Origin of the sequence: Lentzea sp. JNUCC 0626 (assembly GCF_043632865.1) — a bacterium.
Lineage (GTDB): Bacteria > Actinomycetota > Actinomycetes > Mycobacteriales > Pseudonocardiaceae > Lentzea.
The window spans coordinates 4,671,479-4,696,939 of sequence record NZ_CP171635.1 but is presented as its reverse complement, the minus strand read 5'-3'; the positions used below and the strand labels follow the sequence as shown (position 1 = coordinate 4,696,939).

Annotated in this window: 21 protein-coding genes; 13 read left to right on the top strand and 8 right to left on the bottom strand. The window is 70.0% G+C overall.

Annotated features, from left to right (window positions below):
• Positions 1-12 precede the first annotated feature (12 nt).
• Together JNUCC0626_RS20680 and JNUCC0626_RS20675 are read right to left on the bottom strand one after the other, a co-directional pair.
• Positions 13-336, bottom strand: coding sequence for a hypothetical protein (locus tag JNUCC0626_RS20680; protein WP_394621423.1), 324 nt, complete (start codon positions 334-336; stop codon positions 13-15).
• Between the two features lie 73 nt (positions 337-409).
• Positions 410-1,063, bottom strand: a complete 654-nt coding sequence (locus JNUCC0626_RS20675) for a Crp/Fnr family transcriptional regulator (protein WP_394621422.1) — start codon at positions 1,061-1,063, stop codon at positions 410-412.
• 388 nt (positions 1,064-1,451) lie between these two features.
• Here JNUCC0626_RS20675 and JNUCC0626_RS20670 point away from each other — a divergent pair, with 388 nt between their 5' ends.
• Genes JNUCC0626_RS20670 through fxsT form a run of 3 tightly spaced genes read left to right on the top strand, consistent with a single transcriptional unit; the run spans position 1,452 to position 8,615 of the window.
• On the top strand, positions 1,452-3,200 hold the full coding sequence (locus JNUCC0626_RS20670) for a hypothetical protein (protein ID WP_394621421.1): 1,749 nt from the start codon (positions 1,452-1,454) through the stop codon (positions 3,198-3,200).
• Complete coding sequence (locus JNUCC0626_RS20665; RefSeq protein WP_394621420.1) at positions 3,197-4,267, top strand: AAA family ATPase; 1,071 nt, start codon at positions 3,197-3,199, stop codon at positions 4,265-4,267. Before JNUCC0626_RS20670 ends, JNUCC0626_RS20665 begins: the two co-directional genes overlap by 4 nt.
• Position 4,268: 1 nt before the next feature.
• Positions 4,269-8,615 carry an FxSxx-COOH system tetratricopeptide repeat protein gene (fxsT, locus tag JNUCC0626_RS20660; RefSeq protein ID WP_394621419.1) on the top strand — a complete coding sequence of 1,449 codons (4,347 nt, stop codon included), beginning with the start codon at positions 4,269-4,271 and terminating at the stop codon, positions 8,613-8,615.
• Positions 8,616-8,622: 7 nt separating this feature from the next.
• Here the strand turns inward: fxsT and JNUCC0626_RS20655 are convergent, their stop codons facing one another.
• Positions 8,623-10,419: an HEXXH motif domain-containing protein gene (locus tag JNUCC0626_RS20655; RefSeq protein ID WP_394621418.1), complete on the bottom strand. Its 1,797-nt coding sequence runs from the start codon at positions 10,417-10,419 to the stop codon at positions 8,623-8,625.
• Positions 10,420-10,421: 2 nt separating this feature from the next.
• Positions 10,422-10,613 (bottom strand): hypothetical protein, encoded by a 192-nt coding sequence (locus JNUCC0626_RS20650; protein ID WP_394621417.1) that lies wholly within the window; start codon positions 10,611-10,613, stop codon positions 10,422-10,424.
• A gap of 305 nt (positions 10,614-10,918) precedes the next feature.
• On the opposite strand from JNUCC0626_RS20650, the gene JNUCC0626_RS20645 reads away from it, so the two are divergent.
• Genes JNUCC0626_RS20645 through JNUCC0626_RS20630 form a run of 4 tightly spaced genes read left to right on the top strand, consistent with a single transcriptional unit; the run spans position 10,919 to position 14,176 of the window.
• Positions 10,919-11,080 carry a hypothetical protein gene (locus JNUCC0626_RS20645; protein ID WP_382444912.1) on the top strand — a complete coding sequence of 54 codons (162 nt, stop codon included), beginning with the start codon at positions 10,919-10,921 and terminating at the stop codon, positions 11,078-11,080.
• A 59-nt stretch (positions 11,081-11,139) separates the two neighbouring features.
• A complete protein-coding gene (locus JNUCC0626_RS20640; RefSeq protein ID WP_394621416.1) occupies positions 11,140-12,075 on the top strand; it encodes a MauE/DoxX family redox-associated membrane protein in 936 nt (311 codons plus the stop codon).
• The gene (locus JNUCC0626_RS20635) at positions 12,072-13,850 is read left to right on the top strand and encodes an ABC transporter ATP-binding protein (protein WP_394621415.1); all 1,779 of its coding nucleotides are present in this window, start codon (positions 12,072-12,074) and stop codon (positions 13,848-13,850) included. The genes JNUCC0626_RS20640 and JNUCC0626_RS20635 overlap by 4 nt, the downstream gene beginning before the upstream one ends.
• The gene (locus JNUCC0626_RS20630) at positions 13,850-14,176 is read left to right on the top strand and encodes a S26 family signal peptidase (protein ID WP_394621414.1); all 327 of its coding nucleotides are present in this window, start codon (positions 13,850-13,852) and stop codon (positions 14,174-14,176) included. The genes JNUCC0626_RS20635 and JNUCC0626_RS20630 overlap by 1 nt, the downstream gene beginning before the upstream one ends.
• Here JNUCC0626_RS20630 and JNUCC0626_RS20625 read toward each other — a convergent pair.
• Both JNUCC0626_RS20625 and map read right to left on the bottom strand, forming a co-directional pair.
• Positions 14,122-14,409, bottom strand: a complete 288-nt coding sequence (locus JNUCC0626_RS20625; protein WP_394621413.1) for a helix-turn-helix domain-containing protein — start codon at positions 14,407-14,409, stop codon at positions 14,122-14,124. The genes JNUCC0626_RS20630 and JNUCC0626_RS20625 overlap by 55 nt on opposite strands.
• Before the next feature lie 94 nt (positions 14,410-14,503).
• Positions 14,504-15,322 carry a type I methionyl aminopeptidase gene (gene map, locus JNUCC0626_RS20620; protein WP_394621412.1) on the bottom strand — a complete coding sequence of 273 codons (819 nt, stop codon included), beginning with the start codon at positions 15,320-15,322 and terminating at the stop codon, positions 14,504-14,506.
• 124 nt (positions 15,323-15,446) lie between these two features.
• Here map and JNUCC0626_RS20615 point away from each other — a divergent pair, with 124 nt between their 5' ends.
• The 5 genes from JNUCC0626_RS20615 (at position 15,447) to JNUCC0626_RS20595 (ending at position 20,559) form a co-directional block, all read left to right on the top strand.
• The gene (locus JNUCC0626_RS20615) at positions 15,447-16,001 is read left to right on the top strand and encodes an EF-hand domain-containing protein (protein WP_394621411.1); all 555 of its coding nucleotides are present in this window, start codon (positions 15,447-15,449) and stop codon (positions 15,999-16,001) included.
• A gap of 62 nt (positions 16,002-16,063) precedes the next feature.
• Positions 16,064-16,768 (top strand): NUDIX hydrolase, encoded by a 705-nt coding sequence (locus JNUCC0626_RS20610; RefSeq protein ID WP_394621410.1) that lies wholly within the window; start codon positions 16,064-16,066, stop codon positions 16,766-16,768.
• A gap of 98 nt (positions 16,769-16,866) precedes the next feature.
• Positions 16,867-17,364 carry an NUDIX domain-containing protein gene (locus tag JNUCC0626_RS20605; protein WP_394621409.1) on the top strand — a complete coding sequence of 166 codons (498 nt, stop codon included), beginning with the start codon at positions 16,867-16,869 and terminating at the stop codon, positions 17,362-17,364.
• 241 nt (positions 17,365-17,605) lie between these two features.
• Positions 17,606-18,496, top strand: coding sequence for a hypothetical protein (locus tag JNUCC0626_RS20600; RefSeq protein ID WP_394621408.1), 891 nt, complete (start codon positions 17,606-17,608; stop codon positions 18,494-18,496).
• Complete coding sequence (locus JNUCC0626_RS20595; RefSeq protein ID WP_394621407.1) at positions 18,493-20,559, top strand: hypothetical protein; 2,067 nt, start codon at positions 18,493-18,495, stop codon at positions 20,557-20,559. The genes JNUCC0626_RS20600 and JNUCC0626_RS20595 overlap by 4 nt, the downstream gene beginning before the upstream one ends.
• 231 nt (positions 20,560-20,790) lie before the next feature.
• On the opposite strand, the gene JNUCC0626_RS20590 is transcribed toward JNUCC0626_RS20595, so the two are convergent.
• Complete coding sequence (locus JNUCC0626_RS20590; protein ID WP_394621406.1) at positions 20,791-21,615, bottom strand: alpha/beta fold hydrolase; 825 nt, start codon at positions 21,613-21,615, stop codon at positions 20,791-20,793.
• A 152-nt stretch (positions 21,616-21,767) separates the two neighbouring features.
• Positions 21,768-22,595 carry a cupin domain-containing protein gene (locus JNUCC0626_RS20585; protein ID WP_394621405.1) on the bottom strand — a complete coding sequence of 276 codons (828 nt, stop codon included), beginning with the start codon at positions 22,593-22,595 and terminating at the stop codon, positions 21,768-21,770.
• Positions 22,596-22,723: 128 nt separating this feature from the next.
• Between JNUCC0626_RS20585 and JNUCC0626_RS20580 the strand changes: the two genes are divergently transcribed.
• A complete protein-coding gene (locus tag JNUCC0626_RS20580) occupies positions 22,724-25,450 on the top strand; it encodes a helix-turn-helix transcriptional regulator (RefSeq protein ID WP_394621404.1) in 2,727 nt (908 codons plus the stop codon).
• The last annotated feature ends 11 nt before the right edge of the window (positions 25,451-25,461 follow it).

The window sequence follows — 25,461 nt, the reverse complement described above, 5'->3', positions numbered from 1 at the left end:
CCACACCTGGTCTCACAGCCGGACCAGCTTCATCGTCGGGTCCGGCAGCACGGCCTCGTCGGCCGACGCCTCCTGGGACTGACGGGCCCGCAGGTCCCGGCTACCGGCGAACACCGCCTGCCAGGTGTCCCACACCGTGATGAGCGCGGCGGACAACACGACCGAGGCGGCGATGGCGAGCACACCGTCGTCGTTGAGCAGCACCACCGCGGCGACGACGGCCCACAGTTCGACGGCGGTGAAGAGCACCGCGAGCACCACTCGTTCCGTGTGCCTGCGGCGTGCCTGCGCCATCTGCTTGCGGGACGGTGCTTCCGGCAGAGTGTGGCGCTTCATGGCGGGCTCCCCTGTGTGGTGTCTCAGAAGTTCTGTGCACCAAGGAAAGCGCTGCCGGCCGGAAAGGTTTGCGTCATATGCCGCACAACGCGCGCAGTTCGTCTTCGTGGAGGATCTCGACGCGCGTCCGGTGAGTGGTGATGATCCCCTCCTCCCGCAACGTCTTCAAGGCCCGCACCAACGTCTCCCGCGAGATACCGGCGATCCCGGCGAGCTCGCGCTGGCTCAGCGGCACGGTGGCGATCACGTCGCCCGCCTCCCGGTGCGCGAGGCCGAGCAGCAGTCCCGCCACGCGTTGCAACGAGGGCCCGGTGCGCAGGTCCTGCTGGTCGGCCGCCGCCCGGGCCCGCGCCAACTGGACCCGCAGCAGGGCCCACACGATGCGCGGATGCCTTTCGCAGAGCCGGATGAACGCGGTGGCGGTGATCAGCACGCCCTCGACGGCCTCCACCGCCGTGAGCGTGGCCGAGCGGCCGAGCCCGTCGATGGCGGCGATTTCACCGATGATCTCGCCTCTGCCCCGTACGGCGAGCAACGACTCGTCCCCGCCGAGGGAGTACCGGCTCACCCGCACCCGTCCGCGCGACACGACGAGCACGTTGCGGGTCTCGTCCCCCTGGTGGCAGATCACCGAGCCGGCCGCGAAGGTCCTGCGGGAGCCTGCCGCCAGCACGGCCGCGCGTTCCGGTTCGTCGAGCATCCCCCAGAACGACTGGCCGATCCCCATGCTTCCATGATTCACGCAACGGCACGGCGGTCACTGCCCCGATCGATCTAATCCACCCGCCCTTCGGACAACTGGGCGTAACGGCCTGCCACGGCGCGCCGAAGTTCACGGCGGGTCGCGCCCGCGGCCCACTCGTCCTATCGGTTGAAATCTCCGGCCGGGCAGCCCGAGCGCTCCTTGGTGTGAAGGGAATCCTGCTGTAGTTACGCACGAGTGTCTGCTGTGCGAGATCCCACGGGGTGGAACTGGGCCTTGTGCGTCAAACGGCGCGCAGCCCGGCCGGTCGGTCTGGTACACGACGAATCGACTCGCCGGCAGCCGCCGGCGTCAGGTCGTGGGAAGGACGGTCGTGCCCCAGCCACCGACCGAACACCGGACGATCGTCGTGGTGGACGTCGCCGAGTTCACCCGCCCGGACCGCACGCCCGCGGATCAGCTCGCGGTGCAGGAAGGTCTGCACGGGGTGCTGCGGGCCGCGCTCGCGGCCGCGGGTGCCGACCCCGCCGACTGCGCGATCGACGACCGAGGCGACGGCGCGCTGGCCCTGCTGCCGTCGTCGGTGTCCAAGAGCGAACTCGCCGACAAGCTGCCCGACCGGCTGGCCGCGGAGCTCCGCCGTCACAACGCGACCCATGCCCGACCGGCCCAGTTCACCCTCCGCGTGAGCCTGCACGCGGGCGAGGTCCGCAGGAACGACAACGGCTGGGTGGGCAACGCCGTGGTGCTGGCGTTCCGGATCCTCGACGCGAAGGAGGCGAAGGAGGAGTTGAGCAGATCGGGTCAACTCGTCGCCTTCATCGCGAGTTCGTACTTCTACGACGAGGTCATCGCACAGGATCCCGCCAGCGCGCCGGGGTCGTACCGCCGCATCGGCGTCTCGGTGAAGTCCTTCGAGGGACACGCCTGGCTGCGGCTGCACGGGGGACCTTGGGAGCTCGGCGCGACGCCGCCCGCCCTCGTCGCCGCGCCGGCGCACGACGACGTCGTGGTGCGCGCGCTGTTCCCCGCCCACGAGATGAAGAGGCTGGAAGGTCTGCTGTCGGGGGTGGAGACCGACCGCCTGCCGATGATCGCCCGCAGGGCCACGCGCGCCAGGATTCCGTTGCCGCGCTTCCACTCGGTCTGGGAGGCCTTCACCCTCCTGGCCGACGTCAACGCGGACCCGGACGGCATTCCTCCCGCCATCGAGTTCCTCGAGCTGCTGGCCGGCGACCTCGGTGGCGACACCGCCGCCGAGTTGACGGAGTGGGTCGAGCAGAAGGTCTACAACCTGCGGCGGGCGGGGGAGCAGCAGGAGCGCCGGGAGACCAGGGTCGCGCTGCCCGAGCAGCTGCGGTTGCACCTGATGATCGTGGTCGAGCTGGACGCCATCGACGAGACCAGGTGCGTGCTCTCCTTCTGGCGTCAGGAGGACCCGTTCGAGTGGCCTCCGTCGCGCGGAGGGCCGTACGAACTGGCCGTGGCGGAGCTGGAACGCCGAATCGACGACGTGATCATCAACGCCGAGAGCGAGTGGTCCGACCAAGCTATTTCCGTCGCCCTGGAATTCGTCATGCCCAGGCCCCTGCTGCAAACGCCGATCATGGCCTGGCGGAAGGAGTACGGATCGGGTTTCCCCCGTCCACTCGTGTACGACTACCCTTTGGCGCTTAGATCTCTGGAACGAATGCGGTCCGCTCACTGGCATCGTCTCTGGCGCATGAGGTGGGACTCGGCTGTCGACGACAACCCGTCGTTGCGTCGAATTCACCCGTACGGATCAGCGGAAAGCAAGGAGAATCCGATCGACGCCGTGCTGAGCGAATCCACGTGGGTTGGAATGGTCATGGACGAGCCACCTGCCGCGCACCCGGACCCGAGCGCTGGTCCCGATGCGCTGACCGCCGCGTTGCGGGCCGGTGTGCCCCTGGTCGTCTGGCATCCCCGTGCGAGCGCCGAGGACCTCCGCGAGCTCGTCAGCCGGCTCGTCACGGGCGACGGCGGCATCGCCGGGGTGCCGGGCCGTCATCGCGACGCGCACCTGGCGGCGACCGACGACGACCTGATCCGGAACCTGGTCGTGCTCCTCGACGACCCCTACCGCAAGATCGAGCCCGGTGGGCCCGCTTCGCCGACGTCGAGTGGGGGTCGCAGATGAGCGTCCGCGAACACGGCCAGGACGGCCGCAGGGCAGGACTCGACGCGCCGGACTGGTGGATCTACCGCGGCACCGGCCGGGAGATCCACGACATCGACCTCGCCGAGATGCTCCCGCCACCGCCGCCGTGGCGGGACTTCCAGGGCGGACCGCTGCCGGCGCACGACGTGCCACCGGGTGACGACGGCGAAGCGGATCGCCGGCTCGGTCCGGAGGTCACCCTGGCCGAGTCCGCCGTCGACGCGCACGAACTCGACGTCGTCAACGCCGCTCTGTACCTGCGCCGCCCGTTGTTGCTGACCGGAAAGCCCGGCGTCGGGAAGTCCTCGCTCGCGTGGCGCGTCGCCAGGGAACTGCGCCTCGGCCGAGTGTTGAGGTGGTCGATCACCAGCCGCACCACGCTGAATTCCGGGTTGTTCGATTACGACGCCATCGGACGCGTTCAGGCGGCCGCGAGCCAGGCGCAGTCCGGGAATCGCGAAGAAACGCCCATCGGTGAATTCGTCCGCCTCGGCCCGCTGGGTACCGCGTTTCTGCCGCGCCGACTTCCGCGCGTCGTGCTGATCGACGAACTCGACAAATCCGAGTCCGATCTCCCCAACGACCTGCTGAGCATTTTCGAGGACGGCGAGTTCGTCATTCCGGAACTCGCTCGCGTGCGCAACCAGACGCGCGAGGTCACCGTGCACACGAACGATCCCAACGGCACGGCGACCGTCGTGGACGGCAGGGTCGGCTGCCGGGCGTTCCCGATCGTCGTCATGACGAGCAACGGCGAGCGCGAGTTCCCGCCCGCGTTCCTGCGGCGCGTGCTCCAACTGGAGATCAAGGACCCGACGGTCGAGCAGCTGGCCGCCATGGTGGCCAACCACCTGCTCGACGCCCAGGGGGAGCACCGCGACCGGCTGGTGCGCGAGTTCATCGCGAAGAGCCGCGCGGAGGGCGGCTTGCCGGCGGATCGCCTGCTGGACGCGGTGTACCTGGCGTCGTCCGGGGCGTACCAGCCGGACGACGCGGCGTGGCAGCGGTTGCTCGACTCGTTGTGGCGCCGATTGACGGAGCTGTGACGTGGACGGCCTGGACGGTCTGGGCTGGACCGAGGTCGGGGACGCCGTGTGGCTCGCCGCCGCGATGCGGGGCGGCACAACGGAAAACGGGGAGAGCGAGCTCGGCGATCCTGATCTGCCCGACTCGGTGAGGCCGCCTCCTTCCGAAGCCGTGCACGAGGAACCGCCCGAGCCGGCCGAACCGGAATCGCCCGGACCCGAGCCGCGGGCCACGTCCGCCGAGGAGCCGGCGCCGCGGTCGGCGGAGGCGGAGCCGGCCGAGACCCCGCAGGGCCGTGACGACGAAGCACGCGGGGAACTTCCTCCCGCCGCCGTGGTCACGCCCGCGCTCACCGAGATGCTGGAGTGCTTCCGCGCGTTGCGGCCGCTGAAGCGCGAGGTGGCCTCTTTCCGTTACGGGACAACCGTCCTGGACGAGGTGGCGACCGCGGAGCAGGTGGCGCACACCGGCACCTGGTGGCCCATCACCCGTTCGAGTCCGGAGCGTTGGCTCGATCTCACCGTGGTTTTGGACGACAGTCCGTCCATGTCGCTGTGGCGGCCGAAGGTCGTCGCGTTCCTCGAGATGCTCGCGCGCCTGGGCGCCTTCCGCACGATCCAGTTCCGCTTGGTCGACGTCGTCCGCACCGAGGACGGCACGGAGGTTCCGGTGTTGCGCGGTGGTACTCCCGGTGCCCCCGCGCGCGACCCCGCCGAGGTGCTCGACGTCTCGGGCCGGCGGGTCATGCTGCTCGTGACGGACGGCGTCGGCGGAGTGTGGCGGCCGGACCTGTTGAACCCGATGCTCGCCCGCTGGGCGCGGTCCATGCCGGTGAGCGTGCTGCACCTGCTGCCGCAGTGGTTGTGGGGCCGGGGTTCCGTGCCGCTGCACCGCGCCAACCTCACCGTGCCGGCCGAGATGCGCCCCAACAGCCGCTGGAAGTTCGACCTGCCGGACGCGTGGCTGGAGGAGGACCCGTCCGCTCATCTGCGCAACGGCGCGGTGCCGGTGCCGGTGATCGAACTCCAACCCCGCTACCTGAAGTGGTGGGCGAAGCTCGTGACCGCGGCGCACCGCCGACCGGCGGCCGGGACCGTGCTGCTCGCCACCAGGGAGACCGCCACCGCGCCGGACGGCGACATCTCGGCGAAGGAGCACGTGGGCAGGTTCCGCAGTCTCGCCTCACCCCCGGCCCTGCGCCTCGCGACATTGCTGGCGGCGGTCCCGGCTCACCCGGAAGTCGTCAAGCTCATTCGTCGTCGATTCGTCCCGGAGGCGCAAACCGAGCACCTGAGTGAATTGCTCCTCAGCGGAGTCATGCACTATTCTCCGGCATCTAGCGATGGCAAGTCCACTTGGGACTCCTCTACCTTCGTCTTTCCCGAGAAAGTGCGCGCACTGCTGCTCAACGGCGCTCGTCGGTCCGAAACCGCGGGTGTCGTGCAAACTGCTGCGGCGGTATTCGGGGATCGAATTCCGGTACTGGGCAGGCTCAGGGACGCCATCGTGGATCCGGACAACGCACCGGACCCGGTGCCCTCCGTTTCGAACGCTGCTGAAGTCGGGCTGCAGCGTGCGGTGATGGGGGCGCTGTCGGGTCCGTACCTGTCGCGCGCGGATCGCCTGAACAATGCGGTGGCACGCGATGGCGCGTCGCCTTCTGAATCAATTAAGTCCAGCACGACTAGGATGGCGAGCCAGGAAATGCCCGATGCGGCCGAGCGCACCAGCAAGTCGACAGCAACCGAACTCCACGCGCATTCCGCATCGGACGTGGTGCAATTCGCCCCGCCGCGCGACAACGACCTTCCCGAGGTGAGCGGTATGACAGTTCTGCCCGCTTCGAGCTCGCGGACGTTTCACGAGCGGAGGTCGGATGATCCCCCGATCATCTGGGGAAATGTGCCACCGCGAAATCCGAACTTCACGGGCCGCGTCGAACTGCTGGAGCAGCTCGGCAAACGCCTGACCGCGGGCGGCGCCACCGCCGTGCTGCCCTCCGCCCTGCACGGCATGGGCGGTATCGGCAAGACGCAGATGGCGACCGAGTACATCTACCGCCACCTGCAGGACTACGACCTCATCTGGTGGATCGAGGCGGCCCGCCCGACCCAGATCCGCGCCGGTCTCACCGAACTGGCCCGCCAACTCGGTCTTCCCGGCGCCTCCGAGGCGACCACCGCCGTCCCCGCCGTCCGCGAGGCCCTGCGCGTCGGCCGCCCGTTCCGCCGCTGGCTGCTCGTCTTCGACGCCGCCGAGAGCCCGGAGGAAGTGCGTCCGTTCTTCCCCACCAACGGCCCGGGCGAGGTGCTGATCACCTCCCGCAACCCGGACTGGGCCGGCGTGGCCAGGCCGCTGGAACTCGCGGTGTTCGACCGCGCCGAGAGCATCGAACTGCTCGGCAGGCGCGGCCCGGAGATGAACCACTCGGACGCGAACGTGCTCGCGGAGAAGCTCGGCGACCTCCCCCTCGCGGTGGAGCAGGCCGCGGCCTGGCGCGCGGTCACCGGCATGCCCGTGAGCGAGTACCTGAGGTTGTTCGACGAGTCCGTCTCCGAAATCCTCGACACGCCCGCCCAGACGGACTACGAGCGCTCGGTCGCCGCCACCTGGAACGTCTCGTTCGACGAGTTGAAGAAGCGAAACCCGGCAGCGCACCAGATCCTGCACATCTGCGCCTTCTTCTCGCCGGAGCCGATCTCCCGGGACCTCTTCACCGGCGTCAGCAGGGTGTCGATCTCCCCGGAACTCGACGCCGCGCTGAAGGACCCGATCAAGCTCGCCCGCGCGATCCGCGACATCAACCGCTACGGCCTCGCGAAGATCGATCACGCCAACAACACCCTGCAGCTGCACCGACTGGTTCAGTTGGTGCTGCGCAACAGGACCATGGCACCCCAGCTGCACGCCCAGATGATGCACGGCGCGCACCAACTCCTGGCGAGTCTCGACCCCAACGACCCCGAGTCGAACAGGCACTGGCCGCGGTACCGCGAGCTGCTGCCGCACGCCTACGCCTCCGAGATCCTCGACTGCGACGACGACTGGCCTCGTCAGCTCATCGTCAACCTGATGCGCTTCCTCTCCGCCTGGGGCGACCACGAGGAGGCCGCGCGCCTGGCGGAGCGCGCGTACGAGAGCTTCGAGCGCAGGCTCGGGCCGACGCATCCGCAGACGCTGGAAGTGGCCCAGCGCCTCGGTTTCTACCTGCTGGCCGCCGATCGCCACGAAGAGGGCTCACTCGTCAACCAGCGCGCTCTGCAGCGCCAGCTGACGGTGACGGGCGAGGACAGCGAGGAGGTGTTGAAGCTCCAGCTCAACATCGTGGTCGACCTCCGCTGGAAGGGTGACTTCGCCGCGGCCGCGAAGCTGAGCGAGGAGATCTACCAGAAGTACAAGCGGTTGTTCGGCGACGAGGAACCGGAAACTCTGCAGGCCGCCTACCAACACGGCATCAGCCTCCGGCTGGCCGGTGAGTACCTGGCGGCAGCCGAACTCGACCACGACACCGCCCGCCGTCGCAGCGAGTTGCTGGGACCCGACCACCGCAGGACGCTCAGCACCTACGCCTCGGAGATCGTCGACCGGCGCGAGGCCGGTGACTACATGCGGTCCCGGATCGAGATGGAGAAGTTCGCCGAGGTGTTCCGGACGCGGTTCGCTGCGGACCACCCGGGCCAGGCGACCTACTCGTTCCTGCTCTCCATCGTGCGGCGCAAGGACGGCGACCACGCGCGAGCGCTGGAACTGTCCGCTCCGGCACTCGCCCAGTACTCGCTGCTGTACAAGCCGAGCAACCCCACCCGGATGGCGTGTGCCCTGGCGCACTCGATCGACCTCCGCCACTCCGGAGACCTCGACGCCGCGAAGAAGCTGGGCGAGGAGACGTTCGAGCAGTACCGGAGCGGCCTCGGGGAAAACCACCCGCACACCATCTCGGCGACCGTGGACCTCGCGGTGACGATGCGGCTGAGGGGAGAGGTGGCCGAAGCACGGGAACTCGACGAGCGGGCACTGGAACTCTTCCGCGGCGTTCTCGGCCCGAACCACCCGCACGCGATCATCACCACGATCAACCTGGCGAGTGACCTCTCCGCCCTGGGAGAGACCGAGCGGGCGATCGCGCTCGGCGAGGACGCCCTGGAGCGGGGCCGCCGCGTGCTGGGCGTGGACCACCCCACCGTCCTCGCGGTGTCGCTGAATCTCGGCTACGACCTGCGGGCAGCGGGCCGCCAGGAGGAAGCCGCGCCGCACCACGAGCCGGTGCTGGACAGGTATCGCAAGGTGCTCGGCGAAGCGCACCCCGGGACCATCGCGGCGACCAGGGGCGAGCGGGCGAACTGCGACATCGACCCGCTGCTGATGTAGCGCGGTCTCAGCCGGAGACGAGTTGGCCGAGCCACCAGGCGAGCTTCTCCGGAGTGGGTACGTCACGGGCGGTGCGCCGGAGTTCGCGGTGCACCGCCCGCACCAGTTCGGGGCGGTGCAGCAGCGCCCGCGCGGCCGGGTTGGAACCGGAGCCGTTCAACGCGAGCCCCAGCCCGACCAGGGAGGCGGGCCTGTCGGGATCAGCGCGCAGTTCCGCGCGATAGCCGCGCGCGGCGTCGGTCCAGCGGCCGGCGGTCAGGGCGAAGTCGGCGTCCGTCGCTCCGGGGACGGCGTGCCGGAGTTCCTGGCCCACCTCGCTCGTGCCCAGGCGCGTCAGCGTCGCCCGGCAGCGAGGCCACGGCCCGTCCGGCACCGGGGTCGGCGGCAGATCGGCCGGTTCGAGGACGACGGGTGGCCGTGCTCTTCCGGCCAGCCAGGCGTCGGTGGTCACGGCGACGATCGCGGGATCCGGACGGAGGTGGCGCAGCCGCCAGCCGGCGCGGTGGTCGGCGGCGAGCAGGTCGGCGAGGACCAGGACGTCCTGGGGCACCGGTTCCTGTTGCCAGGGACCGAGGACCTCCGCGACACCGGCGAGAAACCGTTGGCCTGCTTCGGTCAGCGTCGCGTCCTGGCGCAGTGCGACCAGCGTGCGCCAGGTCTGGCCGCGCCAGTGCGCGAACTCGAAACTCGCCCGCCGCGATCCGCGGGAACGGGCCATTCCCCGCCAGAACGCGGTGACCCCGAAGAACGCGTAGACGCCCTGGAGGGCGCCACTGAGCGGGCGTGGATCGTCCCGCCAGGGCACGTAGATCCGTTCCGCGTGGTCGGGTTCGTAGAGCCGCGCGAGGTGGAGGATGCCGCCCAGCACGATGTGCTGGAACTCGTGCACCACCGTGGCCGCGAGGTCGGCGGGGTCCACGGGGAGCCCGATCACGGCGCTGCCGAAGGCCTCACCGGTCGATGCGCTCGGGTTCTGGAACGGCACGTTGGGTTTGGGCACCACCGTGTCCAGCCCCGCGGCGACCACGCCCGCGAGTTCCGGTGTGACGTCCAGCAGCAGTTCGTGCGCGCCCCGGAGCAGGCGGCTCCACGCGCCGGCTTCGGTGACCTCCAGGCGTTCCGGCAACAACGGCTCGTGCAGGCCGCGGTAGGGATCCAGGTCGTCCAGGGTCACCGAGAGCCGCGCGGGCCCTGAGCCGCTGCGGCACGTGCGCAGGCCCCACCAGCCAGGTGCGTCGGAATCGGGTCTGGCCGGCAACCGCACCTCGCCGTGCTCGGTGGAGACCACGTAGTGGCCACGACCGCCGCGCACCTCGGCGGTGGAGAACTGGTCGGGCGCGGGCAGCCGAGCGGTGCCGAGCGAGGGCAGGATCGCGTTGCCGTCCCACAACGGCACGGAGATCGCGAAGTCCAGGTCCGCGGTGATCGCCGCGGCCGCCGCGATCGCGTGCACGTGACCGACGTGCATCCACAGTGGACTGATGCTGTCCGCGGCACCGTTGAGCAGCCGGGTCGTATACCCCGCCCAACTCCCGGTGTACGGATGCGCGAACGTCCGGTCGAGGGCAGCGGGTGACACGGTCTCGACTCGGGCGAGCAGGTCCCACACCGCGTCGACCGGTGGCAGCGGGCCGCACGCCCCCGGTGCTTTGGCCGCGGCTTCGAGCAGCGCGTGCACCAGCAGCTTCCGTCTGCTGAGTTCCGCTCCACGCAACCGGTCGACCATGGCCGCGTCACCGTGCAGGCGCGCGAAGGAGTCGAAGTCGCTCCAGGACATGCGGTGGAACGCGGTGGGCTGCGGCATGATCAGTCGATCCGTTCACCGCCCGACTCGTCAGAGCTTCTGTAGCCCGCGCTCACGAGCGAGGCTCGTTCGACGACGTGGGTGAGGGAGCGGCGCAGGGCTTCGCTGTTCAGGTGGCGGAGCTTGGTGAAGGGAACGCCTTCGAGGTCGATCAGCGCGGACTCCAGGTCCGGCTCCAAACCCGATGAGCTCATGTGTCGAATCCCCTCACGCCGAGTGCAGGTTCGGTGCAGGCGAATCCATGATGACGCAACAATGCGGGGTTCAGGTAGCCCGATGCCTTGCGTTTCCTTGCGCCGAAACGACCAACTGGTGTGTGCCAGGCGCGGGTGGCCTGGAATTGGACAGGAATTGGAAGCCTTTTGGCGGAAAGGTTTTCCGGCGGGCGGGGTAGTGGGAGTCCGAGAGCGTCCGACACCGTCCGAGTCGCTTGGGCGGGCAGGGGGTGCTGGGCGAGCGTGGGCGTGTTGATGTTGGTCTGACTGGGAGGAGCGGTGCTGTGAAGCGTTTCGCGAAGCTGGCCGGTGAGAGGCTCGTCGGACTCGTGCTGCCGAAGATCGATGCCGGTGCCTGCGTGCCGGAGCACGGGCAGTGTTGCAAGAAGGGCTACCGCTTCAACTGCAACGGCATCTGCTCGTCCGTGAGCAGCACCTGCAAGTGACCCAACGGGGTGCCGGCGTTCGATCGCCGGCACCCCCGCCTCGCTTCAGGGGGTTTCGCGTGTTCGATTTGTTCGCTCGCGTGCTGCTCGTCGTCGTCTTCCTGGCCGCGGTCGCCGGCAAGGTCCGCACCAGGCAAGGGTTCGCGGAGTTCCGCGACTCGATCGCCGCGCTCGTTCCGTTGCCCGCCACCGTGATCGCCGTTCTGGTGCTCGCAGGGGAGGCGCTGGCGGTGGTGCTGCTCGCCGTTCCCGGCACGCTGCTCGGGTATTGCGTCGCGGCGGTGCTGCTGGTGGCGTTCTGCGGCGCGATCTTGCTGGCCACGATCGGGCGGAAGTCCGTGCGGTGCCGGTGTTTCGGTGCGAGTGGGGACGTGCTGGGGCCGAAACACCTGGTGCGCAACGGGATGCTGCTCGCTGTCGCCGCTCTGGGCGCGTTCGTGCCGTCGCCCGCTTCCTGGGAGGAACCGTTGACCCTGCTCACGATCGCCGTCGTGCTGCTCGCCGTGGTGGTGGCGCTGCACGTCCTGTTCACGTTCGGTCTGGTGGCGCGGGTGCGCGAGTTGCAGGAGAACGCTGTGCCTAAGCGCGCGTCGAACCTGCCGCAGCCGGGCGCGGTGATCAGGCCGTTCACGGTGCTCGACAGCGACGGGCTGCCGTTCACCGAGGCCGACCTCGACGGGCCGGTGCAGGTCGGGTTCTTCTCCGTCGGGTGCGGGCCGTGCCGGACGCTCACCGACGCGCTGATCGCCGCGCCGCCCGCCGCGCGGTTCGTGTCCGTTGTGGACGGTGACGTGAGCGATCCCGAAGGCACGGCAAGGTTGGCGGAGAAGGTCAGCGTGCTGGGCCGGGTCGCGGTGGTCGGCACGGACGACCCGGTGCTGTCCGCGTTCGGGGTGCAGGCCTACCCGACGTTGCTGCACACGCACGGGGGAGTGGTGACGGCGTCCGGGATCAAGCTCGACGACTTCGCCGGTGCGCCGGCGCCGGTGGCGTGATCCGCGCCGCCGGGGCCGCGCTGGCGGTGCCGTTCCGGGCCGCGCCGGTGCTCGCGTCCGGAACCCTCGTGCTCACCGTCGTGGCCGGGGCAGCGCCGGCCGCAGGGGCGTGGCTGACGATGCTGCTGGTGGACGGGCTGACGTCCGGGATCGGCACGGACCGGGCCGCGGTCCTGGCGATCGCGTCGGCGTTGGTCGGCGGGGCCGCGATCGCGTTGCTGTACCTGACCGGCTACCTCGGGGAGGTCGTGCGGCACCGGGTCGCGGTGACGGTGGAAAGCGCGCTGTTCCAGCGGATCGCGACGTTGCCGGGGCTGCGCCGGATCGAGGATCCCGTGTTCCACGACCGGGTGCGGCTCGCCGAGCAGGCCGCGCAGGAGGCTCCCGGGACGATCTCGCAGTTCACCCAGGAGGCCGTGCGGTCGGTCGTGCTGCTGGCGAGTTTCACGGGCGCGTTGCTGGTGGTGTGGCCGCCGATGACGGTGCTGCTGCTGGCTTCCGTGGTGACGGCGGTCCTCGCACGGCTGGCGACGGCGCGGCGCGAGGCGTCCACCGAGGAGGCCTGGGTGGCGACGGACCGGCGCCGGTTGTTCTACCGCGCGTTGCTCACGGATGTGCGGGCCGCCAAGGAGATCCGGCTGTTCGGGCTCGGGGAGTTGTTGCACACCAGGATGGTCGAGTCGCTGGTCTCGGTCAGCGGTGCGCGGCTGGCGGCGCAACGGCGGGGGACGTTCGTGCAGAGCGGCCTGGCGTTGCTCGGGGCGGTCGTGGCCGGGGCGGGCACGGTCGTGGTGGCGTTGAGCGTCGTGGCCGGGCGGTCGTCGGTCGGCGACCTGGTGCTGTTCCTCGGTGCGGTGGCGGCGGTGCAGACCGGGCTGTCCGGGGTGGTGCTGCAACTGGGCGAGGCCGGCCGGGCGGTGCGGCTCTTCGGGCACTACCTGGACGTGCTCGCGACGCCTGACGACCTGTCGTGCGGGACCGCGCCGCCGGGTGAGGGCGCGATCGAACTGCGCGACGTGTGGTTCCGGTACGCCGACGACGGGCCGTGGGTGCTGCGGGGCGTGGACCTGACGATCCCGGCGGGCGCGGCGGTCGGGCTGGTCGGCGTCAACGGGGCGGGCAAGAGCACGCTGGTGAAGCTGCTGTGCCGGTTCTACGACCCGCAGCGGGGTTCGATCACCTGGGACGGCGTGGACCTCCGCGACCTGGACGTCACGGCGTTGCGGGCGCGGATCGGCGTGGTGTTCCAGGAGTTCATGACCTACGACCTGAGCGCGGCCGAGAACGTCGGCATGGGCCAGGTGTCCGCGCTGGGTGACCGGGCACGGATCGTCGACGCGGCCGCACGTGCGGGGGTGGCGGACGTGCTGGAGGCGTTGCCGGACGGGTACGACACGGTGCTGTCGCGCACGCACGCCGACGAGGAACGCACGGGCGTGACGTTGTCCGGCGGCCAGTGGCAACGGGTGGCGCTCGCCCGCTGCCTGATGCGCGCGGACGCGGCGTTGATGATCCTCGACGAACCGACGTCCGGGCTGGACGCCGAGGGCGAGCACCGGGTGCACGAGACCGTGCGCCGGCACGCCGAAGGCCGCACGAGACTGCTGATCTCGCACCGGCTTTCGGCGCTGCGCGGTGCCGACGTCATCGTCACCCTGGTCGGCGGCCGGATCGCCGAACGGGGTGACCACGACGCGTTGATGGACGCGGGCGGCGAGTACGCGCGCCTGTTCCGGTTGCAGGCGGACGGCTACCAGGACGTGAGGGTCAGCTGATGTGGATCAGGGTCACGGTGTGCGGCAACAGCATGGCGCCGACGTTGCTCGACGGCCAGCAGCTCCTGGCGCGCAAGCTCTTCCGGCGTCCGCGCCGCCGTGAGGTGATCGTGTTCCGGGTGCCCGACCCGGACCTGCCGCACCGGGTCAAGAGGGTGGCCGCGGTCGCGGGCGACCCGGTTCCGGAGTGGCTGCCGCTGCCCGGCGTCGAGCAGGTGCCGGACGGATTCGTCGTGGTGGTGGGAGACAACCCGCGGTCACAGGACTCCCGTCAGCTGGGTTTGGTGGCCTGCAAGGACATCGTGGCCTCACTGCGCGGCGCGTGAGAGCGTTTGCACGCCGCCACCCACCGCAACCGCCACCGCGCCGTGTCCCCGCCGCACGCCTGGGCGATCGCGAGAACCGTGTCCAGCCGCGGAAACCGGCGTCCGGTCAACGCGTCGTGCAACGTGCTGCGGGCGCACCCGGTGCGGCGCGCCAGTTCGCGGTAGGACATCCCGACCAGCAGACGCAGCTCGTCCAGGTCGATGCCGAGCTCCGTCTTGCCCCCTGTGGCCATCCAGACTCCCCTGTAGTGGGTGCTCCGTTCCCTCTCCTGCAGCCCACTGCATGGTTACCCGAGCGAACGAGTCTTCGCCACTGAGCTTTTACGACTACGGCGTGCGCGCCTCGCTCGTGTCGGGATTCGCGGCGTCCTTCAGTTCGCTCTTCCTCCGCGTCAACACCAACGGCCCGTCCTCGGTGATCGCGACCGTGTGCTCGGAATGCGCAGTTCGCGACCCGTCCGCCGACCGCAACGTCCAGCCGTCGTCGTCATAGATGATCTTGTCGGTGGTGGCCGCGAGCCAGGGTTCGATGGCAATGGTCAACCCCGGCTTGAGCTTCATGCCGTGCCGGCGCCGCCCGTCGTTGGAGATGTGCGGGGCCTCGTGCATCGTGCGGCCGATGCCGTGCCCGCCGAACTCCAGGTTGGGCTGGTAGCCGTACTGCGCGCACACCTCGCCGATGGCGGCGGAGATGTCGCCGATCCGGTTGCCGACCTGGGCCTGCTCGATCGCGGCGGCCAGGGCGATCTCGGTGGTCTTCACGAGGCGCAGGTCCTCCTCGCGCGCGTTGCCGACGACGACCGTCATCGCCGAGTCGGCGGCCCATCCGTCGATCAGGACGGCGATGTCCATCGTCAGCACGTCCGAGTCCTGCAGCACGTAGTCCTTCGGCAGCCCGTGCAGGACCGCGTCGTTGACCGCCAGGCACGTCACGTTGCGGAACGGCCCGCGCCCGAACGACGGCGAGTAGTCCCAGTAGCACGAGACGGCGCCCCGCTCCTGGAGCATCTTGCGGGCGTGGTGTTCGAGGTCGAGCAGGTTCACCCCGGCCACGGCCCGTGCGGCGAGCGCGTCCAGCACCTCCCCGATGAACTGGCCGGTGACGTGCATGCGGTCGATCTCGGCCGGTGACTTGAGCTCGATCAACGTGGTCCTCCATCAGCGGTTACCGGTATAACTATACCGGCTTCGCGAAACCGGCTGAACAACACCACCCGACAGTGGGACGCGCCTTGCCCGGACCCCGGCTCGTCACCGACAGTGCCAGGACATGAAGCAGGTGTTGCAGCACAGGATCGACTCGACCTTCGCCCACTACGACGTCAACCGCAACGGCGTCATCGAACTGGCGGACTTCTACGCACTGGCCAACCGCCTGCTCCGGGCGTTCGGCGAACCGGCCTCCTCCGAGCGCGGCCGGGACCTGATCGAAGCCTACGACAGGTTCTGGGAACTGCTGGTGGACCACTGCGACGCCGACCGGGACGGCCGGATCGGCCCGGACGAGTACCGCGACGCCATGATCGAGGCGTTCGTCGACCACGGCCCGTTCGACGCGGACCTCCTGGAGATCGTGTCCTCGCTCCTCGTCCTGGTCGACACCAACGGCGACGGCCGGGTGGACGCGGACGAGTTCCGGGTGCTGCTGCGGGCGCGCGGGCTGTCCGAGGAGGAGTGCGGCCTGGCGTTCGCGCACCTCGACACGGACGGTGACGGCGCGATCAGCGTGCAGGAGTACATCGCGGCGGTGCGCGACTACTACACGAACCCGGCGGAGGACACGCCCGGCAGCTGGCTGTACCCGAAGGCGTTGCAGCACACCTGACCTGCTCCGGAGGTCGGCGAGTGATCGGCATTCGCCCTCGCTCGCCTTGTACGCTTCGCGCCATGACCCGCCGTCCTCGGCAGACAGTCGCACTCACCGCCGACCTCGTCATCCTGACGATCCGCGGTGGTGTCCTGTGCGTGCTGACCGTGGAGCGCGGCAACGATCCGTTCGCCGGGCAGCTGGCGCTGCCCGGCGGCTTTCTCCGGGGCGAGGAGAGTCTCGACGAGACCGCGGCGCGTGAACTGGCCGAGGAAACCGGCCTGGATGCGAAAGATCTTCATCTCCAGCAGGTCGGGGTGTACTCGGCGCTGGGCCGCGACCCCCGGCGTCCCCGTGTCGTCACCTGTGCCTACCTGGCCATCGCGCCGAACTTGCCGCTGCCCGCTGCCGGGACCGACGCGCGTGCCGCCCACTGGATGCCCGTGGCCGACGTGCGGAGGCTTGGGCTGGCGTTCGACCACGACGAGATCCTGCGTGACGCCGTCGAGCTCGCGCGGGCCGAGTTGCAGTTCAGCACGATCGCGACGGCGTTCTGCGCCGAGGAGTTCACCATCGGTGAGCTGCGCGAGGTGTACGAGGCGGTCTGGGGTGTGGACCTCGACAAGCCGAACTTCCACCGCAAGGTCACCGAGTCCGCCGGGTTCGTCGAGGCTAGCGGAGGCAAGCGGTCCAGCCCGAACGGCAGGCCGGCCGCGCTGTACCGGGCCGGTGGCGCGGTGACGCTGTCGCCGCCGATGATGAGGCCGCGGCCGGCCGGCTCCTGAGCCCACCTGTTCATGTCAGTTTGACAATTGGCTTGTAATAACGGAGTCATGCCGTCAATCCACTTGATGTCGATCTGACAATAACCTAGTCTCGCGGTATGGCTGAGGACACGGAACCCGGTCGCGGTCGGCTCACCGCGGACGTCGTGTTGTTCACGAAGCAGGGAGGTGTGCTGGCGATTCTCCTGGTGCGGCGTGGAAAAGAACCCTTCCGCGACGCGCTCGCGTTGCCCGGTGGGTTCGTCGAGGCGGGGGAGCGGGTGGCCGACGCGGCGGTGCGCGAGGTCAGGGAGGAGACAGGGCTCGTGGTGGGGCTCGACCGGCTGAAGCGCTTCGGGCGCTACAACAGGCCGGGCCGAGATCCGCGCGGCGCCATCGAGAGCGTGGCCTTTCACGCCTACCTCGCGGGTGCGCCGGAACCGGTCGGTGGGGGCGACGCCGCTGCCGCCCGCTGGGTGGGACTCGAGGAGTTCTTCCACGCGGAGACCGCCGTCGCGTTCGACCACCGCGACATCGTCTCGGACGCCGTCTTCAAGCGATTCGGCTTTCGTCACCGCGTGGAATCCGGGCAGGATGTCCACTTTTCCGGTCAGTGACTGTCCACTTCGGAGCTACCGGCTGAGATGAGGGGGACGTTTGACGGCTGCCGCGCGGCACCGTTAGTCTCCTCCGCGCCGCGGGCCGTTGCCCCGCGATCCCTGGAACCACACCCACTTGCGGTGGGTGCTGTCTGCACCAGTTTTCACCAGAACGAACCGGCCGTTCGCGGGCTCGCCACCGCCTATTCGTCGTGCGTAGAAGCGGCCCGTGCTGGCGGGATCGCGTTGGGGTGAAACGATGATCGTGATTCTGACCGCGCTCGCGGTCGAGCAGGAAGCGGTGCTGGAACACCTGGTGGACGTGCGGGAGCACCGGCACGTCCAGGGCACGCTGTTCGACGTCGGCACGCTCGTCGGAAGGCCGGACCGGCAGGTCGCGCTGGGGGTGACCGGGCAGGGGACGCTCGCCGCCGCCACGCTCACCGAACGGGCCATCGCCGAGTTCTCGCCGGCCGCGGTGCTGTTCGCCGGGATCGCCGGGGCGCTGCGGGACAAGCTGCGCATCGGTGACGTGGTGGTGGCGACCAAGGTTCACGCCTACCACGGCGGCAAGAGCGAGGACGAGAACTTCCTGGCGAGACCGCGTTCCTGGGAGATCTCGCACGAACTGGAGCAGCTCGCGCGCAGGGTCCGCCGCACCCGCACGTGGTGCGAACCGCTCGCCCCGCCCGGCGAGGCCGAGGCGCCCGAAGTCCACTTCGAGGCGATCGCGGCGGGCGACGTGGTGCTGAACTCCCGGATCTCGCCGATCGCGAACCTGTTGCACCACAACTACAACGACGCCGTCGCGATAGAGATGGAGAGCGCGGGGTTCGCCTCGGCCGCCCACCTCGCGGGCCGGATCGGCACAGCGACCGTGCGCGGTATCAGCGACCACGCGGACGGCACCAAGGCCACCACGGACGCCGGGGGCAGTCAGCGACTGGCCGCGCGCAACGCGGCCGCGTTCGCCGTGGCGCTGGCCGCAGCGGTCCCCGACGAGACGACCTGGGTCCCGGCGGGGAAGGCGCCGAGGCCCGCCCCGCCGATCCGCAACCGGAACATCGCGTCGGCGGGCGCCACCGTCGGCCAGCAGAACGCCGTGAACAACGGCGCCTTCACCCTGAACCTGACGCGGGAGAACCGATGAACAATCCGCAGGGCGGCTGGTCACCCAACCCCGGCAACGTGGCGCAGGACGGCTCGACCGTCGGTCAGCAGAACGCCGTCAACTACGGCGAGACCACCATTCACCACACGTCGACCTACCACGTCAACAAGGGAGACCCGCCGCAACGGCGTTACGAGGTCGCGCGGAACTTCCTCGAGGCGGGCGTCTCGCGGATGGCGGAGCCGCTGTTCGAGGCGCTGCTGCGCGAGGACTACCGCACCACGGAATGTGCTTACTACTACGTGCTTTCCGTCCTGAGCGGACGTTCGTTCGGCGACGTGGACAGCGATCTCTTCCGCAAGGTTCACGAGGCGCGCAAGATCGCGCAGTCGCTGCCTCACGACGAATGGCAGCGGGCGCTCGCCCTGGTGTGGCGTCTCATGCGGGTCGTGCGCACCGAGGTCGAGGGCGAACACCACCGTGACGACACGCGTCCTGTTCCACGCGACGACCTGGAGGACGTGCTCGCCGAGTTCGGGGCGCTGCGCCCCGAACGGCAGGACGAGATCAACCAGCACCTGAGCTCGATCCAGCGCGGCGTGATGCAGGCGAAGCTCAACACCGCCTACGCGCACCGCGTCGTCAGTCAGCGGATGTCGGGCAACCGCGTGGCCCGCGCCTGGAAGTTCTTCGAGGCCGAACCCGCCCGCCCGCGCAGGTTCGAGGCGGCCGACACGCCGGCCGAGAAGAAGGCCTGGAACCACGCCGTCGCCGGCTGGCTCGTCGTCCTGCTCGGCGTGTTCGGGAGCTTCTCGGGTGCGCCGGCGGGCGTCCTCCTCGCCCTGCCGCTGGTGCTCGGCGGTGGCATCCTGCTGATCCACCACGGCGGGCGGCGCGACGGCGCAACGCTGTGGGCGCAGTTGCGGTCGAGCCAGATCAGTCCGGGCCAGAACCAGCCGGAGGCGCGGTCGCCGGGTCACTGGGTCCAGAGCGACTTCGTCAAGGAGGTCCACCGGATCGTCGACAGCCGGTTCAGCGACGCGCGCCCGCACGTCGCGGGCGACTGGCCGACCTACACGTCGGGTGTCAGGGCGTACCTCAAGCGGCGTCTCGTCGAGCTCTACGGCAACGCACGGGTCCAGGCGAGCGAGGTGAGCTGGCTCGCCTGGTGGCACGCCCGCCAGGTGGCCAAGGGCTGGAACACCTCCGACCTGACCCGGATCGACATCCGGCCTGCCGCGCGCGACGTGCTGCTCTTCCGCGTGGGCGTGGGACTCGCGATCGCGGGCCTGGTCGTGCTGATCGCCGCGGGCGCGGGCGGGGCCGCGGTCGTGATCGCCATCGCCGGCTACTTCGCCGCCAAGGGGTCGAAGCGGATCCTCGGCCTGAAGGCGATGAGCACGCACGCCCGTGCCTTCGACGACCAGCTCTTCGCCGAGGAGAACCAGGGCTACGAGGAGTGGGTCCGGCTGCTCGCCGATCGGCCGTCCGACAGCGAGATGGCGCGCTGGCTCGCGATGGACAAGATCTACCTCAAGAACGACCTCGTGCGCCGCAACCACCTGACCGCACACGACCTCGTGACCGACGTGGTCATGAACGAGGGCGCCGACGGTGCCAAGCGCGCCCGCGTGCTGCACGGCCCGCCGAGGTACTCGAAGTACGAGGTGCAGATCTTCCTGCTGACGCAGAGCGGTGTGCGGGAGATCCGGCTGGACCTGGACTTCCTCACGGGCGACGCCCGCAACGAACGCCGCACCGTGTTCCCGTACCAGTCCCTCGCCCACGCGCGGATGGTGGAGTCGGGGTTCCGCGCGACGCGTGGTGAAGGTGACGGCGTCAGGGAGGTGGAACGGCTGCGCGGCCACAAGTTCTGCCTCACCCTGGTGACCAGCCAGGAGATCACCGTCATCGCGGAGAACTTCCGCAGCGCCGACGACGCGGTGATCGAGGACGACACGGAGCTGTTCCTCGTTGCCTTGCAGACCTCGGGCATCGACTCCGGACTGCGGGTCCTGGAGACGGTCGCGGCCGAGGGCAGCGACTGGATCGCCAGGGACAAGGCCCGTCGTGCGCAGTGGGTGCAGGACTTCTACGAGTGAGAGAAGTGGGGCCGGACGCGACCCCCGTCGCGTCCGGCCCTGGTGCTGCCTCCGGAAGCAGGTGGGCACGCGGCCGCACCGCGACCCCGATCGCGGTGCGGCCGACCCTGCTTCCGGGGGCAGGCGGTGCGTGGGTCCGGCGCGACCCTGCAGCGCCGGCCCTCGGTCCCGTCGTCAGCTCGCCGCCCCTGCCGCGGCGCCTGACCCGACCGGTTCCCTCGAACCGTCCACTCAGGACTTGATGAAGTCCAGCAGGTCGGCGTTGATCACGTCGGCGTGCGTGGTCGGCATGCCGTGCGGGAAGCCTTCGTAGACCTTCAGCGTGCCGTTCTTCAGCAACGGCGCGGAAAGCAGCGCGGCGTCGGCGATCGGCACGATCTGGTCGTCGTCGCCGTGCATCACCAGGACCGGCACGGTGATCTTCTTGAGGTCCTCGGTGAAGTCCGACTCCGAGAACACCTTGATGCCCTCGTAGTGGGCCAGGGCCGAGCCCATCATGCCCTGCCGCCACCAGTTCGCGACCAGGGCCTCGCGCACCTCGACGCCGTCGCGGTTGAAGCCGTAGAACGGGCCGGTGGGCAGTGCGCGGTAGAACTCGGAGCGGTTGGCCGCGAGCTGGGCGCGCAGGTCGTCGAAGACCTCGACCGGCAGGCCGCCCGGGTTGGCCTCGGTCTTGAGCATCAGCGGCGGGATGGCCGCGAGGATCGCCGCCTTGGCGACGCGGGACTCGCCGTGGTTCGCGATGTAGCGGATGACCTCGCCGCCACCGGTCGAGTGTCCGATGTGGATCGCGTCGCGCAGGTCGAGGTGCTCGGTGACGGCGGCCAGGTCGGACGCGTAGTGGTCCATGTCGTGGCCGGTGCCGACCTGCGCCGAACGGCCGTGGCCGCGGCGGTCGTGGGCGATGACGCGGTAGCCCTGCTGCACGAAGAACAGCATCTGGGTGTCCCAGTCGTCCGACGAGAGCGGCCAGCCGTGGCTGAAGACGATCGGCTGACCGGTGCCCCAGTCCTTGAAGAAGATGTCCACGCCGTCCTTGGTGGTGATCGTCGGCATCGCCGTGCTCCTGTCTGGTCGTTTCTGTTGGGAGCAACTCTGCTGCGACCGTCACGGCCACAGGGTCTGTCACATGACTGGACCGGCGAGCCGACCGTCATGTGACGGTGACGGGGCCAGTCTCGTGCAGACCGCCGGTGATCGCAGGGGCGTCAGCGCGACGAGGACGCGCGCCGGAAACGGGCGGGCGACGTGCCGAGCGCCGCGCGGAACGCCTGGCTGAACGCCGATTCCGAGCGGTAGCCCACTTCGCGCGCCACCCGCGTCACGGAGTGGTTGGTGCGGGTCAGCAGGTCGGCGGCGGCCATCATGCGGATCGCCGTCAGCAACGTCGCCACGGTCGTGCCGGTGCGTGCGCTGAAGCGGCGCAGGAAGGTTGCGCGCGACATGGCGGCCTCGGCCGCCAGCCGTTCGATCGTCCACGCCTCACCGGGCTGTTCCAGCACCCCGGCGATCACCCGGCCGAGCACGTCGTCCCCCATCGCCGTCCACAGGCCCGGGGTGTCGAGCCGCTGGTCGGGGCGGCTGCGGAGGGTCATCACCAGCAACGCGTCCAGCAGCGCGGAGATCACCGCCTGCGACCCGGCGCCCGCGAACACGGCCTCCGCGCGCAGCACCTCGGCGAGTGAGAGCGCGGGTGGGTCCAGGGTCACGTGCACGACCGCGGGCATCAGCCGGAACAGCAACGCGCCGGTGCCCTGCTCGAAGCGGTAGTGGCCGCAGAACAGGTCGATCTCGCCGCCGGTGGACGTCACGACGTGCGCGTCGCCGTGGGGCAGGAGCACCATGTCGCCGGGCGAGAGGTCGATCGAGTACGTGCCGGAGGTGAGCGTGCAGGCGCCGTCGAGCAGCAGGTGGAACGGCACCACGCCGGGGCCGGACGCCGGGTTGTCCAGCGTCACGCTCCCGGCCAGCAGGCAGCGCACGTCGATCTCGCCCTCGGGCCTCGCCAACCGGACGAGCCCGCTCAAGCTGGTCACGCCGACATATAATCATAAAACATGACTTGATCCGATGCCGACGAAAATTGAGCCTTCAGAGTGTGGAGATCTCGATTGGCCCGGGTGATGCTCCCGCGGGAGCATCACCACCTCGGGAGGACCGGCCTGTGCCGCTGATCGGCCGCGAGCAGGACATCAGTGCCATCAGGGCGTACTTCGACACCGCCGGAGTGCGGGGTGGAGCCCTGCTCGTGAGCGGGGACGCCGGTGTCGGCAAGACCGCAGTCCTGGACCAGCTGGCCGCGCAGGAGAACGGCGCCCTCGTGCTGCGGGCGGCAGGCGCGCAGTTCGAGTCCGAGATCAACTACTCGACGCTCAACCAGTTGCTCTTCCCCCTCGGCGACGAGATGCCCCCGCTCGGCGAGGCGCACCGCACGGCGCTGAGGTGCGCGCTCGGGTACGACGTCGGCCCCGTCCCGGACCGGCTCGTCGTGTCGAACGCGGCCCTCATCTGGCTGCGCGCGGTCGCCAAGGAACAGCCGTTGCTGATCATGGTCGACGACCTGCACTGGGTGGACCGGGCGAGCGCCGAGGTCCTCAGCTTCGTCGCGCGGCGCCTGGTCGGCAGCCCGATCGTCTTCCTCGGCGCGTGCCGGACGGGCGAACGCGGGTTCTTCGGGCAGAGCGGCCTGAACGAGACGACGTTGTCACCGCTGGCCGTTCCGGCGGCCCGCGAACTCGTCAACACGAACTTCCCCGACCTGGCCCCGGCCGTGCGCCGGCGCCTGCTGGAGACCGCCGCCGGCAACCCCCTGGCGTTGCTCGAACTCCCGTCCGCGCTGGACGGCGAGCAGCGGTCCGACTTCACCACCCTGAGCGAGGCGCTGCCGCTGCCGGAACGCCTCCAGGGCATGTTCGGCGACCGCGTCCGGAGCTTGCCGGAGAAGGCGCGTCAGATGCTGTTGCTGGGCGCGCTCGCCGGCAACGTCGACTTCGCCCGGTTGCGGTCGGCCAACAACTACGGCTGCGTGCTCGACGACCTGGCCCCCGCCGAGGAGGCCCGGCTCGTCCACACCGCCCCGAACCGGCTCACGTTCCGGCACCCGCTGATCAAGGCCGCCGTCGTCGAGGCGTCGTCGGAGTCCGAACGGCGCTGGGCGCACGGCGTGATCGCGAACGCCGTGGACTCCCCGGAACGCCGCGTCCGCCACCTCGCCGAGTCCACCCTGGACCCCGACGAGGACATCGCCGCGCAGCTCGAACAGGCCGCGCACGCGTTGTCCAAGCGGGGTGACGCGCTCGGGGCGATCGGCGCGCTGACCAGGGCCGCCGAACTCAGCCCCGCCGCCCAGGCACGCGGCAGAAGGCTCGCGGAGGCCGCGTACATCGGCGCCGAGAACGGCGGCGAGATGGCCACCGCGACGAGACTCCTCGGCGACGCGCGGGAGACCGGCGTCCTCGAGACCCAGTCGCTCTACGCCGCCGCGGCCGCCGCGCACCTGCTGATCAACAACGACGGTGACGTCACCACCGCGTACCGGCTGCTCGCGGGTGCCGTCGAGGCCGGTGACCACGGCTTCGACGCCGAGGACCCGGTGCTGACCGAGGCCATGCACAGCCTGATGCTCATCAGCTGGTGGGTCGGCACAGAAGAAGCGGGCCGCCATCACCGCGCGCTGGTGGACAAGCTCGTGCCCGCGCCGTCGCCCGTCACGCAGGTGAACGCGGCGATCTTCGCGGACCCCGCCACGGCGACGGACGACGACACCGCCGCGCTCGACGAGTTGATCGACTCGGTCGACAACGACGAGGACCCCACCAGGCTCGTGCGCATCGGCACCGCCGCGTTGTTCGGCGACCGCCTGCACCTGCTGCGCGGCCCCGAACGCCTCCTCGTGCAGAACGCCCGCGAGGGCAACGGTCCCGCGCGGCGCTACATCGGCGCGCTCATCCACCTCGCCATCGACGAGTTCCACTCGGGACGGTGGGACGAGGCGTGGAAGCTCTGCGACGAGGGCATCGCCATGTGCGCCGAGCACGGGTTCAAGTTCTTCCGCTGGTACTTCGACTGGGTGCACGCGCTGATCGCGGCGGGCCGGGGCCAGGCCGCCGCCGCACGGCAGATCACCGAGACCTCGGTGCGCTGGGCGCAGGCGAACCGGGCGCTCGGCGTCACGTACTTCCTCCAGCAGGCCCGCGCCCTCGCCGAGATCGGCGCCGGTGACTTCCAGGCCGCCTACCAGTACGCGACGCGGGTGAGCCCGGCCGGTCAGCTCGCGCGGTTCCGGCCCACCGCGCTGTGGTCCGGGCTGGACCTGGTCGAGGCCGCCCTGCACACCGGACGGCGGGCCGAGGCCGAGCAGCACGCCGCCGCGATGGCGTCGGTCCGGCACGTCTCGCCCCGGATGCGGCTGCTCGCGACGGCCGCGGGCGCGTTGGTCTCGGCCGACGTCAAGGAGTTCGAGGACGCGCTGTCCGGTCCGGACCTCGACGTGTGGCCGTTCGACACGGCACGCGTGCGGCTCCTTTACGGCGAACGGCTGCGCAGGTCCCGTGACACCAGTGGTGCCCGTGAGCAACTCACGCTCGCGCACGACGTGATGACGGCCCTCGGTGCCGTGCCGTGGCGTGACCGCGCGGCCGCCGAACTGCGCGCGACCGGCATCACCCGGCAGGCGTCGGCCGCGGCGGACTCGCTGCTGACCCCGCAGGAACGCGAGATCGCCGAACTCGCGGGCAGCGGCATGACCAACAAGCAGATCGGCGAGAAGCTCTTCCTGTCGCACCGGACCGTCGGCGACCACCTGTACAAGATCTTCCCCAAACTCGGCATCACCTCCCGGGCGGCGTTGCGCGACGCGTTGACCTCGTACGACGAGCGGACCGTCATGTGACTGATGTTGTG

Bases quoted from the DNA above. Each gene is read 5' to 3' on its own strand.
- JNUCC0626_RS20680 (WP_394621423.1), bottom strand. From the start codon at position 336: ATGAAGCGCCACACTCTGCCGGAAGCACCGTCCCGCAAGCAGATGGCG.
- JNUCC0626_RS20675 (WP_394621422.1), bottom strand. From the start codon at position 1,063: ATGGGGATCGGCCAGTCGTTCTGGGGGATGCTCGACGAACCGGAACGC.
- JNUCC0626_RS20665 (WP_394621420.1), top strand. From the start codon at position 3,197: ATGAGCGTCCGCGAACACGGCCAGGACGGCCGCAGGGCAGGACTCGAC.
- JNUCC0626_RS20655 (WP_394621418.1), bottom strand. From the start codon at position 10,419: ATGCCGCAGCCCACCGCGTTCCACCGCATGTCCTGGAGCGACTTCGAC.
- JNUCC0626_RS20650 (WP_394621417.1), bottom strand. From the start codon at position 10,613: ATGAGCTCATCGGGTTTGGAGCCGGACCTGGAGTCCGCGCTGATCGAC.
- JNUCC0626_RS20630 (WP_394621414.1), top strand. From the start codon at position 13,850: ATGTGGATCAGGGTCACGGTGTGCGGCAACAGCATGGCGCCGACGTTG.
- JNUCC0626_RS20625 (WP_394621413.1), bottom strand. From the start codon at position 14,409: ATGGCCACAGGGGGCAAGACGGAGCTCGGCATCGACCTGGACGAGCTG.
- JNUCC0626_RS20615 (WP_394621411.1), top strand. From the start codon at position 15,447: ATGAAGCAGGTGTTGCAGCACAGGATCGACTCGACCTTCGCCCACTAC.
- JNUCC0626_RS20610 (WP_394621410.1), top strand. From the start codon at position 16,064: ATGACCCGCCGTCCTCGGCAGACAGTCGCACTCACCGCCGACCTCGTC.
- JNUCC0626_RS20605 (WP_394621409.1), top strand. From the start codon at position 16,867: ATGGCTGAGGACACGGAACCCGGTCGCGGTCGGCTCACCGCGGACGTC.
- JNUCC0626_RS20600 (WP_394621408.1), top strand. From the start codon at position 17,606: ATGATCGTGATTCTGACCGCGCTCGCGGTCGAGCAGGAAGCGGTGCTG.
- JNUCC0626_RS20595 (WP_394621407.1), top strand. From the start codon at position 18,493: ATGAACAATCCGCAGGGCGGCTGGTCACCCAACCCCGGCAACGTGGCG.
- JNUCC0626_RS20590 (WP_394621406.1), bottom strand. From the start codon at position 21,615: ATGCCGACGATCACCACCAAGGACGGCGTGGACATCTTCTTCAAGGAC.